A 13,653-nucleotide genomic window follows, 5' to 3' on the forward strand; every position below is an offset into this window, starting at 1 on the left:
GTTTTATTTTGAAAGTCTTTCATTTTCAAAATATAAGCTCTAACTAAAATACAAATTTCTCCCGAAGTTGAAAATATGAAGTTTGAGTTTATTTAGACTTTATGATTATAAATCTTTTTAGTACAAAAAGCTTGAATTGAATATCTCAAAATTCAAAAATAAATCATCCTAAAAACAATCAACCACTTTTAAATTGCTTTAAAAGTGGTTGATTGTTTTTGATTATTTCGGAAAATGGGAATTGTGCAACACCTACCCTTGCTATCGGTTATATTGTTATTGGGAATTTCTGTACTATTTTTAAAAAGTCATTAAGATTTTCTTCTTGTAATAATTTACTATTTACTAATCGAGAATAGTCAAGTGTGTTTACTTCTTTAAACGACAAATACTTATCAGCAGAATATTCTTCTCTTTTTAGGGTTGATGTTAAAATTACTTGTTTGTTCAATTTGACAAACTCTTCAATCATTTTTTCTTCTTTTGCGGTGGATAACTCTCCTTCTCTAAAAGAATCTATGATAATTGGGTAATTGTGTTTCAAAATATTATTTAGTGCAACGATTTTACAAAAATAAAATTCTTGTTCTTCGCTACCTGAAAATGTCTCGTTAGCTTTAGTAAAAAGTCCATTAATTGTCATTGTTCCTTCAGGGTCAATGATTCTATACAGTCTTGTAATTTCAACGATTATTTTTTCTAATAATTCTTGTTGTTTGAGTCTATTTTGTTCAAAACCGTTATTTATTGCTTTTATTTGATTTTCAATTCCTGTTAACTCGTTTCTTAAGACAGTAACTGAATTATCTATTTCTCTTGAATCTCTAATCTCTGACTCGAATAGAACATAATTACTGAACTCAGGATTAGGCGTTTCTAAAAGCTTATTAATTTCAATTTGCTCCCTTTCGATAATGTGGTCTAACTCCTTTACAACATCTTCTTTTAATTTTATGTTTTCTTTGATTGAAGAAATTATACTATTTCTGACATATTGATTACTTACGTCAAACTCGAAATCATCATTTGTAAACGTGATTTTAGAACTTCCGCAATCAGAGCATTTGACTTTTCCTTCCTTTAGACTTCTATTTAAAGAATTTAGTTCATTAATAAGAAAATTTAATTTTATCTTTCTATTTTCTTCTCTGTTACGTTGTTTACGAAATTCTGTAATAGAATTATGTAAATCCTTTAACCTATCCTTAATGCGTTCAAAATCTTCATTATTAGCCAAACTACTTACATAGTTAGCTATCTTGGGATTCTTTTTAAGAATTTGGATTTTCTTTCTTTCAATTTTTATTTTTTCTTCTAATTCTCCTTTTTTTGTTTTTAATTCTTCGGCATTAACTGTCTCATCGAAAACGATATTCGAAATTCCTTGTAGCGAAAATATCATATTTAAAAAGTCCGCTTTGTTATTAAATGACTTTACGATTATGTTTGATGTGTTTCTTCTATCTTGACCCAAAAAGAATAATTCATAGAATAAACTTAAATCTGAAATTTTCAATTGTCCATCTTTAGGAATATTTGGAATTTGAATTACCTCTTTTGAAATGAAATATTTAAATTCTGCGATGCTATTAAATATGTAATTTTGATTATTTCCAATAACAAGAATCGAATTATTGTGTCTAAGAAACTCGTAATCTATATCATTTATTGATATTTTAGAATAGAAGTAGTAATTTTTTGGGTTAAATCCTACTGGCCAAATAGAATCATATCCGATGGAATAAACAATACTTTGCATAAGAATTGTTTTTCCCTTATTGTTATCATCACTAAAAATTATGTTCGTTTTATTCTGAAACCTTTCTTCAACGAAAGCTTCTGAACTATTTCCAATTGCAATTTTTTTTATTATCATTTGAACCCTTCTATAGTTAAAGCGATTAGATACTTGATAGTCATTTCTTTCAGATAATTATATTTGGGAGTATATAAACTGAATTTGGTTGTATAAATAAGTTCAACATCATCGATAAAAGTTGTGTCTAAATATTCTATAATTGTTTCACAAACTTTCCAAAATTCTCTATTACTTGTTTTGTTGAACAGACATCTTGATAGATTAGAGTTACATTCTTGAATTAAGTCCTCTGTGTCATCACGGGTCAGGTTTTTAACATAATCAAAAAATCCAAATGGAATACTTTTGTATTTAAAAACCTCTACACCAATTATACGGCAAATAACAAATGTGTCAATATCAAGAATCTTTAAGTGACGATTGAAATTAATAACATCTAAAACGTTGGAAATTGTTTCATTTTCAATTAACGAGTTCTTTTTAGAAGATTGAATGTCTCTTAATTCTTTAAAAACTGTTAAATAAAAGTCATCCGTTTTTAGAGATTTGTTTTTGAACTTAGTTATTAGCTTTAGATATTCTTGTTCTGTTGTATCGTCTTCTACAATCACAACATTATGTAAGAATTTTTCAATTTCAGAAGTGTAATCCTTAATTGTTCCTTTTACTCGTTGAATCTCTTCAGTTAACCCTTTTTTACTCTCTCTTTTGTTTTTGTCTCAAAATTATCAAATTTATAAATCTTTGAAGATCTGGCAATTTTGTAATCATCTTTAAGTTGACGAGTAAAAAATATGAACTCTTTAAAATTCAATTTTGAGAGTGAATTATCAAAGAGAGTAAAAAAATATTGTCCAATTTTTTTAGGATTAAGATTTCCTTCATTCTTAGATTGTATATCCCAAATATTTTGTCCTTTGTTATCTATCCCACTAACATCATTGAAACAATCAAAAGTGATATATTCAATTTCATTTTTACTACTACTTTTTCCAATTAGATACAATAATGATTTTGTTTCAAAAACTGATGCTTTTTCATTATTCATTTCAGTATTTTTAAAAGTGTAACTCATTGTTTAGTGATGGTGTTTAGTTTCGTGATATAATTGCCGATAACGGAAAAAGCTATTGATAAAGTGTAGGTTTAATTAAATGATTACTCAATTCAGACTCCCTGAAACCAATGCTTTTTCATCTCGTAAATTAAAAAAAAACAATATGAAGAGCAGTGGCGAATAAATGTTTCACACATTTTAATTTTGAATTTAATCTTGTATTATACCATTACATTGCTGTCTGTAGTTTTCATAAAGCATTAATTTCTTGATTATATGTTTCTAATGAACTATGCATTTCATTTCTAATTTGGGTCAGACTTTCTTTATGATAATCAATTTGAGAGATTATTTCATTATATAATTCAGAAACTTCTTTAATTAACTCAATCAAGTCAGTAACATTTGAGTTTGATATCTGATTTCTTAAGCCTTCTTCTAAAAACCTTCTTAGGTAAACATAATTATGAGTTATTGAATTTTGCATATTTTCATGATAATCAACAAGAATTCTACCTTTTACTTCAATGTCATTATCATTTAAACCATTATTTGTTTCAATTGTAAGTCTGGCAACTTTGTTTATAGCTATCTTACTTAAATCATTGAAATTTACTTTTCTTTGATAATCAAATTCTTGTGCTTTTTCAACCATTTCCCATAAATTATTTAGCTGAATATTAAAATAATCAATTATGAAAGTCAATCTATTATAATTAGGTATTTTATCAGAACCATATTTTTTTGCAAATGCCTGAAAATAGTTTTCGTTCTTCAGGTTTTCATCCAATCTGTCAAAACTTTTATTTGGAGAAAATCTTAAAAGTTGAAATTCAACATTATTTCTACTGTAATTATTAATCATCTCACTCAAATTTTGTATAGTATTTAAAGCATGAGATCTTGATAAATTAAGTAGATTAACGAAATTACTTATTCTATTATTTATTTCTTCTTCTTTTTTGTCATCATCTTTCTTTTTATCTCTTTTTGTTGTCAAATAAAATATTAATAAAGCTGTTCCAGTTCCAATTATTGCACTTATAATGTTTCTCAAAAACTGAGGGTCGGTAAAAAAGTCGAATATATTATACATAGTTTTAGAATTACCACTAATACTCAAATATACACATTGCACCAAAATAAAATATAAACAGTTGCGACAATACTTTTTATATTTCTATTAAATCGCTAATAATCAAATAAATAAATTTTAAAGCATTTAATCATATACAACTAATAAAATCCCTCGTGTTGGAAAAATATGATTTATAGCCGTTTAAAACTATACTAAAAACACAAATTTGTTCTGAAAAACAAACCTTCTTGCAAATCCCACTTTCCATTTGTATCTTTAATTATCTCAATTCACAATTCCTATAATTAAATAAGGAGCAACTCCATAGTAACTCCATAACAAGTCCATAGCAAGTCCATAAAAAATATGGAGTTGATATAGATTTGATATGGATTTTTTATTTATCTTTATTAAAGAAACATCGAAGAAACGCAAAGGACTGTTTTAGTAAAAGCTTTACATTTTCAGCAGGTTACAAAAATTATTTCCTTTCGTTCGGTAAACACAGTAAAAAAAATTATCACAACTTTAAAAACACAACTATGGCAAGACTCAACAAAAACGGAAACCTCAGTGGAGCGATAGGAAATATTATTTTCGTCAATAACGGAGACCAGTCTTACGCAAAAGCCAAAGGAAAAGATCCCAAACAAACCAACAATACCAAAAAATCCTATACTGCTTTTGGGATGGTAAGCACAGTGGACAAACTTTTTCGGGCAGAATTGATGGCAAAAGTTAATCTGATTACAAGTACAAAATACGCTCCTTCCCACAGAACTCAATTACGGCGTACAGCCCGGCAAACTGATCTGGCAAAGAACAAAATAAAACTGGAATACACAGACCCGCAGTTTCTGATGGGCTACAATTTCAACAGAGATTTTAACTGGGATCAATGCGTAAGATTCTTTCCCGAATTTCAGGAAAATGCGGATGGTAAAGTAACCATGCAAATTCCTGCACTTACCTGGGGAAAAGAAATAAAAGCACCTGCGAAAGCTACAAAAGCAGAACTGACAATCAGTGTCATCAGCACCAACCTCAACGCATCTGTTATTGCCGTGAAAAATATTGCGACTTTTACCATTCAGATTTCTGCATCAGAAAAAACAACAATGCAGTCTTTTGAATTTGAAACGATAAAAGAAACCGGATGGGTGCTTGTGTTGGGAAGCATCAGTTTCAGTTCGCCCCTAAATAATATCAGGACTGAACAGAAAGGAGCTTCGACGTATCTTTGGGCAAAAAGCTTATTGTAAATCCTCAAGATGATACTTTAAAGCTTACATTTTATTTAGAAATGATATCCAAAAAAAGATTTACTAATTACTCAATTGATATTAATAAATCAAAATTTCAGGATTTTTTTTTAGAGTGCTGAATCCGACAACTATATAGATATTCATTATCTTTGCCATCATTAAAACAACAGTATGAGCATACACATCAGCGCTAAAAAAGGAGAAATTGCAAAAGTAGTTCTGCAGCCGGGAGATCCTTTGAGAGCGAAATATATCGCAGAAAACTTTCTTGAAAACCCAAAATTAGTAAGCCAAACCAGAGGTATTTTATATTATACCGGAACTTATAAGGGTAAGGAAATCACCGTCGGAGCCAGCGGAATGGGTTTCCCAAGCATCGGAATTTATTCTTTCGAACTTTTCACAGAATATGAAGTGGAAACCATCATCAGAATCGGGACGTGTGGAGGATATTCTTCTGATGTAGCCCTTTTTGACCTTCTGAATGTTGAAAATGCGGCCAGCGAAAGTACGTATGCAAAATATGCATGGGGATTTGAAGAAGAGATCCTTCTAAACCAAGGAAATATCTACAGCATCATCCATGAAACTGCGGAAGAATTAGGTTTGAAAACCAGAGCTACGAATATCCACAGCAGCGATATTTTTTACAGAAAAGATCCTTCTGTTCCTGCTATTGCTGAGAAATACAATTGTCCGGCAGTGGAAATGGAGGCGTTTGGATTATTTGCCAATGCAAAACATTTAGGTAAAAATGCAGCGACCATTCTTACCGTTTCAGATATTATTCCGACCAAAGAAATGATCTCGGCAGACCAGAGAGAAACAGCTTTGAAACCAATGATTGAGCTTGCTTTGGAAGCGGCCTGGAAAGTCTCTTAACAGATTTTCTCTTTTTTCCATTAAATTTAAAATACGATAAATATCACAATGACGTTTATCGTATTTTTTATGATAAGCATACCCTCTTATTTTCATTTTCAGGTAAAAAATAAGGTTATCAAATTAGAAAACGGGGAAAGCAGATGAACATTTCTGCACACGTAAAATTTAATATTCAGTTTAAATTGATTTCACTTCAGCTTAATGTCATAATACAAATCCCTGTTAATAAAGGCTTTCAGAAGATTTTAGGCATCAAAAACAAAAAAAAATTACTCTTTTTCGTTTTTTATCAGAGAATTTTTACATTTAGTTTAAACCACATCAATTTCAGGTTTTATAGAAATATAGTGTAAATTTTATGAAAAGTATTTGATAAAATAATACTGTAAAATGCAATCGGTTACAATAAATTTAAAATATAATAAATATGTCAGTTACCACAGGAAACAAAGAGTACTTTAAAGGAATAGAAAAAATCAAGTTTGAGGGAAGAGAATCAGACAATCCGTTGGCATTCAAATTTTACGATGAGAATTTGGTCGTTCGTGGAAAGACGATGAAAGAATATTTCAAGTTTGCTTCTGCTTACTGGCACACTTTCTGTGCAACCGGTGGAGACCCGTTCGGTGCAGGAACTCAGCAATTTGACTGGTTAACCGCTTCTGATGCAAAACAGAGAGCAACAGAAAAAATGGATGCGGCTTTCGAATTTTTCACCAAATTGGGCGTTCCTTATTACTGTTTCCATGATTATGATTTGATTGATGAAGCAGACAACTTTGTAGAATCTACAAAAAGATTAGAATTCATCACAGATTACGCTGAAGAGAAGCAGGCTGTTTCAGGTGTGAAATTACTTTGGGGAACTTCGAACTGTTTCTCAAACCCTAGATTTATGAACGGTGCGGCTACCAATCCTTCATTTGACGTTTTGGCTTACGCTGGCGGACAGGTGAAAAACGCTTTGGATGCAACCATCAAATTAGGTGGCGAAAACTATGTTTTCTGGGGCGGCCGTGAAGGTTATATGTCACTTCTCAACACGAATATGAAGCGTGAGCAGGAGCATATGGCGAAGTTTTTACATTTGGCAAAAGACTATGCAAGAGCTCAGGGATTTACAGGAACTTTCTTCATCGAGCCAAAACCGATGGAGCCTACAAAACACCAGTATGACTTTGATGCTGCAACGTGTTTGAACTTTCTTCGTCAGTACGATTTGTTGAATGATTTTAAATTAAATCTTGAAGTAAACCACGCTACTTTGGCACAACATACTTTCGAGCACGAACTTCAGGTGGCGGCTGACAACAATGTTTTGGGAAGCATCGATGCCAACAGAGGTGATTATCAAAACGGTTGGGATACAGACCAGTTCCCTGTTGATTTGTACGAAATGACGCAAGCGATGTTGGTGATTATACAGGCTGGAGGTTTCCAGGGTGGAGGTGTGAATTTCGATGCGAAAATCAGAAGAAATTCTACAGATTTGGAAGATATCTTCATCGCTCACATCAGCGGAATGGACAATTTTGCAAGATCTTTCTTAGCTGCTGATAAAATTTTAGAAAAATCAAAATATTCTGAAATCAGAACCAACAGATATTCATCTTTCGACAGCGGAAAAGGTAAAGATTTCGAAAATGGAAGCTTATCTTTAACCGATCTTGCCACTTACGCTCAGGGATTAGGTGAAGTAGGAAGAGAAAGCGGAAAACAGGAATATCTTGAGAGTATTATCAATCAGTATTTATAATTTTTAATTTCAATTAAAAAATCAAACTATGCAAATAATAGATTCCGGTCCTAAATATTCTTCAGGAACAAAGGCGCAGATCAACATGCTGTACGTTACTGTACTCACGTTGGTCGCCACCTTGGGAGGGCTTTTGTTTGGATACGACACTGCCGTGATTTCGGGAGCCGAAAAATCAATTCAGGAATATCTCATTATTCCTTTGGGATTAAGTTCACTCGCCCATGGAGCTACCATCTCAAGTGCATTGATCGGATGTATCATCGGTGGCGCTATTTCCGGAATGATTTCCACAAAGCTGGGAAGAAAAAAATCGTTGATGCTTTCAGCATTTCTGTTCTTCATCAGTGCTTTGGGAGCGGCGTATCCTGAGTTTTTATTCTTCAAACACGGCGAACATTCAATGGGTGTTTTGCTGGCATTTAATTTTTATAGGATCATCGGTGGAATCGGTGTGGGACTGGCTTCGGCGGTCTGCCCGATGTACATTGGCGAGATTGCACCTGCCGAAATACGTGGTAAACTGGTTTCTCTGAATCAGTTTGCCATTATTTTCGGGATGCTCGTGGTTTACTTCGTGAACTGGGGAATCGCAAGCGGACAAACCGTAGAATGGATCAACGAAATCGGATGGAGATATATGTTTTTATCTTTAACAATTCCGGCTGCTTTATTTGGAATTTTGCTATTTTTCGTTCCTGAAACACCACGTTATCTGACATTCGTTAACAAAGACGCAGAAGCGCTGAAAATTTTAACCAAAATCAATGGTGAAGCGCGTGGAAAAGAAATTTTCTCTGAAATAAAAAGTACCGTTGTTGAGCATAAAAGTGAAATTTTCGCATTCGGAAAAACCGTTATTGTGATTGGAATTTTACTTTCTATTTTCCAGCAGTTTGTGGGAATTAATGTGGCTTTGTATTATGCTCCTAGGATTTTTGAAAGCATGGGTGTTCACAAAGATTCATCGATGCTGCAGACCGTTGTAATGGGATTGGTGAATGTAATCTTTACCGTCATCGCGATTTTCACGGTGGATAAATGGGGAAGAAAACCTTTATTAATCGTCGGTTCTGTTGGGATGGCAATTGGTATGTTTGCGATTGCAATTTTATCGTATTATCAAATCATCGGAATTGCCACTTTGGTATTCATTATCGTTTACACAGCTTCATTTATGATGTCCTGGGGACCGATTTGCTGGGTATTAATCTCAGAAATTTTCCCTAATAAAATCAGAGGAAGTGCGATTGCGATTGCTGTTGCCGCACAATGGGCTGCGAATTATTTAATTTCATCCACCTATCCTTTTATGATGGAATTCAGCGGAGCCTTCACCTACGGATTTTACGGAGTGATGAGTGTTTTATCGCTGTTCTTTGTCTGGAAATGGGTTCCTGAAACGAAAGGGAAATCTCTGGAGGAGATTGAAAAGGTTTGGGAAAAGTAATTACCATTGATATCAGCTAAAGATTTTATAAGAAAGCACCAGATTTTTTCGGGTGCTTTTTCTTTGCATTTCTGCCGGAAAACTCTTTGTTTTAAAAAGACTTATTCACTCATAAATTTTAATTAAATTTAGCGCTGTAATTTATCTTTAAAAAAGCTTAGAAAATATTCCTGTATAAAATATATTTCTACGTCAAATGATTACATTCACATCAATAATGATGAAGAAAATTCATTGTTTTAAACAATAGAAAACGAGGTATGACAAAGAAAAACGCCACTATTTATGACATTTCAAGAAAGCTGAACGTAAGCGTGGCAACTGTTTCCCGGGCACTCAACAATCATCCGAGAATCAGCCAGGCAACCAAAGAATTGGTAGTAAAAACCGCCAAAGAAATGAACTATAAGCAAAATAATCTTGCCAAAGCCCTCAAAAGCGGGGAAACGAAAAACATCGGAATCATCGTTCCGTACATCAATACCAACTTTTTCTCATCTGTCATCCGCGGAATTGAAGAAGAACTTTCTGTGCAGGGTTACCACGTTATTATCTGTCAAAGTCACGAAGATGTAAACATTGAAAAAAAACATCTTAACACTCTGCTGAATGCTCAGGTGGACGGAATTTTTATGTCTGTTTCCCGAACAACATTGGATACCGAACATATTCAGCATATTTTAGATACATCAAACACCCCGATTATATTTTTTGACAGAAAAAAAGATATTCCCGGGATCAGCACGGTTACAATCGACGACTATCAGGGAGGTTACATGGCAACAGAGCATCTGATCTCAGAAGGCTACAAAGACATTTGTCATTTTGCGGGAGACCTTAATCTTGAAATCTACCGAAACCGTCTGAGTGGCTACAAACAGGCGCTTATTGACCATCAGTTTCAGGTAAAAGAAGAAAACATCATCTCAACCGGAAGCTCAATTGACGCAGGAATTGAAGCCATCAAAACTTTGTGGGACAGCCAGTCTATTCCCGACGCCATTTTTTCTGCCAGTGATTTTGCTGCGCTCGGAGCCTGCCAGGAACTTAAAAAAAGAAAAATCAAAATTCCTCAGGAAGTCGCTGTAATCGGTTTCTCTAATGAACCTTTCACTCAGTTTATGGAACTTCCGATGAGCTCTGTAGACCAGACTCCCGTGATTATGGGAAACATGGCAGGTCAGGTTTTTCTGGATCACATCAAAGACAATTCATCAGGCGTTTCTGTTGAGAAAAAAGTAGTTTTGGCTCCTCAAATCTGTGTGCGAAAGTCTTCCAAGAGAAAATGAAAGAGATTTTAACATATTTGGTTTTATAAAGTGTCAAAAGAAAGGGAATTATTTGTATTTTTATAAAAATTATTACCAATGAAAAAAATCTCCCTCTTTCTCATCATTCTTTTCTTTTCACAAACCAAGGCACAGTACATCATTCATTCACAACTGCAGCCGGTACCGAACATTGGCACCGCATTCGCCTCTTATAAAACCAACAACGGCGAAACAATAGGCCTTGCAAGCAGTTTCATTTTAAACCAAACAAGCGAAATAACTGCTATAAATATTTTCGGATTTCAACAATCGCAAACTCTCACATCTCTCTGCAACGGCCTGATTCTTTACGTTTATAATGACAACAGCGGCGTACCTGCGGGACATCCAATTCAGCAGACGGGAACACCGGTCATTGCCGTGAATATCAGCAACAGTACGCAGGGGTACAGTATCGTAAACACGTCAGACAATAATTATACTGTGACCGTTGATATTGCCGCGCTGCCCGGTCAGGCAATCTTACAGGGCAATACAAAATACTGGCTTTTCTTTGTTCCTAAATTAAACATAGACGCGCTCAGCATTTATTCTCCACAAAAATTCAACTGGTGGGGAGCCGCTGCGGGAACTCCTGAATACATGCGGATTTCTAATCTTACCGGTGCTGCCGCGTATCCTACCTGGACTGCCTACCCTTACCATGGCGCAGCATTTTCTATTCAGGGTTTGACTTTGGGAACGGATGAAGTTGCTGATGCGTATACGGACATCAAAGTGTATCCCAACCCTACTTCAGATTTTGTGAATATAATCAGCAAAGAAAAAATCACAAATGTGTCTCTTTTTGACAGCAGCAGTAAACGAATCCCGGTGACAATTAACAGTAATGTGGTAGATATGTCTGCACTGCCTTCCGGATCTTATATTTTAAAACTGGAAACCACACAAAAATCTGTTATCAGGAAAATCATCAGGAAGTAAGAATTTGATGACGCATTGACGCAACTGTTCTGGAGCAGTGATATAGCGTATGGAAATTGGTAGAGCTGATGGCACATTCAGCTGAGATAACGGCCTTTTTCAGACTTGTACTACCTGTTTTTCAATGGTCTTTTTTTATAATTGGTAAGATACTTTCCTTTGTCTGATCTTTCTGAAAAATTACCACTCATTTCCCAAAATAATCTTGCGTTTTTTCGTGCGTTTTCATTGCTGAAATTCTCATATTCAATCCTGTAAATTGAGCTGAACAGGCGTGACCTACCGACACCGTGATGACAGTGAATAAGAACGGGATAATTTTTAGGATCATCCATTATTTTTAAAAATTTCTTCACAGTACTGTCATCAGGAATCTGGTCTGTAGGAAGATTGTAATAGCTGATTCCTGAAATATTGCCGGCAGCCCATTCTTCATCATTCACCTGATTTTTATTTTCAGGATTGAGTTCTGTCTGCATTAAACCATCCCTTAAATCCACAATGGTTTTAATGTGATGGTCATCCACAAAATCTTCCAGCTGATCGGGAGGAACCACACCCGAATTGTAAACTTTATTTTCTGAAATGGTCACCAGATTATGCCGTATTTTCTTCTGATAAAACACAAAAGCCAAAATCCCCAAAGCCGCGATGAACAATGGAATAAATACTTTTTTCAATACTTTAGTTTTAAAGACTGGGCTCATTAGTTTAGATTCAAAACAGGATTACTACGAAACTACAATGTTTTTGTGGAAAAAAGAAAAATTTCACATTCAAATAAAGATTTGATGCTGTCATTTATTTAATTATTTTTAGGGAATAAAAGTTTGCATAGACGCATTGCGTGAAGGCGAATTTTGGAAAATATACGCTACAAAAAGAATACTAAATTTAAAATGAACTCTAAAGCGGTAGTAACATATTTAGTTTTATACATTATATTAAATTCTATTGGGCTTTCTATTGCTCTAAATTTTTGGTGGACTGACAATTTAAATTTATCCTATTTAAAGAAAGAATCGTTTTTATTGTTGACAAGTGTTGGCTTTAGCTGGATTGCAATTTTGTATCTAACTATCCTGATAATAAGAAAACTTATTATAAAAATTAAAACTCAAAATTTTATCGGTCCTATTGATTTAATTTCAAATGGAATGTATCAAAATGAAATAGGAATTAAGCAAGCAACTAAATTCAAAAACTCGATGACTTTAATTGCTTTTCCCATATTTATCTTGACAATTATTGTATTTATAACATCGATGAATAGATATGAAATTTATGAACTTAAAAAAAATGGAGAAATGGAAAAAATAAAAGTGAAAGAAATCAGAAACGATATAAAACATAATCAGTACATCTATTTTGATTACAATATTGACAAAAACAGTACAAACTTGAGAAATGGAAAAAATCTTAAAGTTGGAGATGAAGTATACATCGTATACTCCAGAAATAATCCAAAAATTATTAATTATAAAAATTGACAGCATTTCTGAAAATTAGTGTTTACCAAAATCGGGATAAAAAATCTCCAATGAGTGTTCTGCAAGTTTTATTAGCAATATTTCTATTAAATTTTTGCTAATATGCGCGCGCCAAATCTGAATCGCTGCTGAAATATTAATAAAAAGGATATTACAGAAAAGCATTACAAGTAACCCTAAAAGAGAACTTAGCAAAAAAATGATATTTCCATTTTCAATAAAATATTCAGTACGACTTGGCAACAATTTTACAAGTGACAGAAACTCTTGAATTTATTGAACAGTTTATAACAAAAAAAACAGGTGAAGACATAATTATTAAAGACAACAAGTTGACATTTAAGTCAAAATTTTTCAAATGGGGAAGATGGAATGGTAATATTCTTATCCCTATCGAAAAAGGGACTTTTAAAATTGTTGACCAAGGAAACAGAACTATATTGACCTATGAATTTTATATGTATCATTTTTTATAGCGGTAACTATTATTTCCGCATTTATGGTTACAATTTCTCAACAGATTTGGTTTGGAATAACTTCGTTCCTTTGGATTGGAGGCATGAACTGGATAATTGCACTCGTGAGACACAAATTAATG

Annotated in this window: 13 protein-coding genes; 8 read left to right on the top strand and 5 right to left on the bottom strand. The window is 33.5% G+C overall.

Features of this window, described 5'->3' with window-relative positions:
- Positions 1–268: 268 nt before the first annotated feature.
- From ASG31_RS14080 to ASG31_RS14095, 4 genes are all read right to left on the bottom strand, one after another.
- On the bottom strand, positions 269–1,876 hold the full coding sequence (locus ASG31_RS14080; RefSeq protein WP_056033863.1) for a hypothetical protein: 1,608 nt from the start codon (positions 1,874–1,876) through the stop codon (positions 269–271).
- Positions 1,873–2,430, bottom strand: a complete 558-nt coding sequence (locus ASG31_RS14085; protein ID WP_056033866.1) for a hypothetical protein — start codon at positions 2,428–2,430, stop codon at positions 1,873–1,875. Before ASG31_RS14085 ends, ASG31_RS14080 begins: the two co-directional genes overlap by 4 nt.
- Positions 2,431–2,504: 74 nt before the next feature.
- Entirely contained in the window at positions 2,505–2,867 is a 363-nt protein-coding gene (locus ASG31_RS14090) for a hypothetical protein (RefSeq protein ID WP_056033868.1), read from the bottom strand.
- Positions 2,868–3,126: 259 nt separating this feature from the next.
- The gene (locus ASG31_RS14095) at positions 3,127–3,972 is read right to left on the bottom strand and encodes a hypothetical protein (protein WP_056033873.1); all 846 of its coding nucleotides are present in this window, start codon (positions 3,970–3,972) and stop codon (positions 3,127–3,129) included.
- A 524-nt stretch (positions 3,973–4,496) separates the two neighbouring features.
- Here ASG31_RS14095 and ASG31_RS14100 point away from each other — a divergent pair.
- From ASG31_RS14100 to ASG31_RS14130, 6 genes are all read left to right on the top strand, one after another.
- Complete coding sequence (locus tag ASG31_RS14100; protein WP_056033876.1) at positions 4,497–5,216, top strand: hypothetical protein; 720 nt, start codon at positions 4,497–4,499, stop codon at positions 5,214–5,216.
- Positions 5,217–5,390: 174 nt separating this feature from the next.
- Positions 5,391–6,101 (top strand): purine-nucleoside phosphorylase, encoded by a 711-nt coding sequence (gene deoD, locus ASG31_RS14105; protein WP_056033881.1) that lies wholly within the window; start codon positions 5,391–5,393, stop codon positions 6,099–6,101.
- 430 nt (positions 6,102–6,531) lie between these two features.
- Positions 6,532–7,860 (top strand): xylose isomerase, encoded by a 1,329-nt coding sequence (xylA, locus tag ASG31_RS14115; RefSeq protein WP_056033887.1) that lies wholly within the window; start codon positions 6,532–6,534, stop codon positions 7,858–7,860.
- A 28-nt stretch (positions 7,861–7,888) separates the two neighbouring features.
- Positions 7,889–9,310 (top strand): D-xylose transporter XylE, encoded by a 1,422-nt coding sequence (xylE, locus tag ASG31_RS14120; protein ID WP_082504572.1) that lies wholly within the window; start codon positions 7,889–7,891, stop codon positions 9,308–9,310.
- 260 nt (positions 9,311–9,570) lie between these two features.
- Entirely contained in the window at positions 9,571–10,599 is a 1,029-nt protein-coding gene (locus ASG31_RS14125) for a LacI family DNA-binding transcriptional regulator (RefSeq protein ID WP_056033890.1), read from the top strand.
- A 78-nt stretch (positions 10,600–10,677) separates the two neighbouring features.
- Complete coding sequence (locus tag ASG31_RS14130) at positions 10,678–11,565, top strand: T9SS type A sorting domain-containing protein (RefSeq protein WP_056033893.1); 888 nt, start codon at positions 10,678–10,680, stop codon at positions 11,563–11,565.
- A 110-nt stretch (positions 11,566–11,675) separates the two neighbouring features.
- On the opposite strand, the gene ASG31_RS14135 is transcribed toward ASG31_RS14130, so the two are convergent.
- Positions 11,676–12,245 (bottom strand): dual specificity protein phosphatase family protein, encoded by a 570-nt coding sequence (locus ASG31_RS14135; protein WP_157844474.1) that lies wholly within the window; start codon positions 12,243–12,245, stop codon positions 11,676–11,678.
- Positions 12,246–12,464: 219 nt separating this feature from the next.
- Here ASG31_RS14135 and ASG31_RS14140 point away from each other — a divergent pair, with 219 nt between their 5' ends.
- On the top strand, positions 12,465–13,055 hold the full coding sequence (locus ASG31_RS14140; protein ID WP_131725558.1) for a hypothetical protein: 591 nt from the start codon (positions 12,465–12,467) through the stop codon (positions 13,053–13,055).
- Between the two features lie 236 nt (positions 13,056–13,291).
- Positions 13,292–13,531 carry a hypothetical protein gene (locus ASG31_RS14145; protein WP_056033903.1) on the top strand — a complete coding sequence of 80 codons (240 nt, stop codon included), beginning with the start codon at positions 13,292–13,294 and terminating at the stop codon, positions 13,529–13,531.
- Positions 13,532–13,653 lie beyond the last annotated feature (122 nt).

The sequence above is a fragment of the Chryseobacterium sp. Leaf404 genome, from assembly GCF_001424145.1.
Classification (GTDB): domain Bacteria; phylum Bacteroidota; class Bacteroidia; order Flavobacteriales; family Weeksellaceae; genus Chryseobacterium.

Coding starts and splice junctions, on each gene's coding strand:
- ASG31_RS14090 (WP_056033868.1), bottom strand. CDS start 2,867: ATGAATAATGAAAAAGCATCAGTTTTTGAAACAAAATCATTATTGTAT.
- ASG31_RS14130 (WP_056033893.1), top strand. CDS start 10,678: ATGAAAAAAATCTCCCTCTTTCTCATCATTCTTTTCTTTTCACAAACC.
- xylA (WP_056033887.1), top strand. CDS start 6,532: ATGTCAGTTACCACAGGAAACAAAGAGTACTTTAAAGGAATAGAAAAA.
- ASG31_RS14125 (WP_056033890.1), top strand. CDS start 9,571: ATGACAAAGAAAAACGCCACTATTTATGACATTTCAAGAAAGCTGAAC.
- ASG31_RS14100 (WP_056033876.1), top strand. CDS start 4,497: ATGGCAAGACTCAACAAAAACGGAAACCTCAGTGGAGCGATAGGAAAT.
- ASG31_RS14095 (WP_056033873.1), bottom strand. CDS start 3,972: ATGTATAATATATTCGACTTTTTTACCGACCCTCAGTTTTTGAGAAAC.
- deoD (WP_056033881.1), top strand. CDS start 5,391: ATGAGCATACACATCAGCGCTAAAAAAGGAGAAATTGCAAAAGTAGTT.
- xylE (WP_082504572.1), top strand. CDS start 7,889: ATGCAAATAATAGATTCCGGTCCTAAATATTCTTCAGGAACAAAGGCG.
- ASG31_RS14080 (WP_056033863.1), bottom strand. CDS start 1,876: ATGATAATAAAAAAAATTGCAATTGGAAATAGTTCAGAAGCTTTCGTT.
- ASG31_RS14140 (WP_131725558.1), top strand. CDS start 12,465: ATGAACTCTAAAGCGGTAGTAACATATTTAGTTTTATACATTATATTA.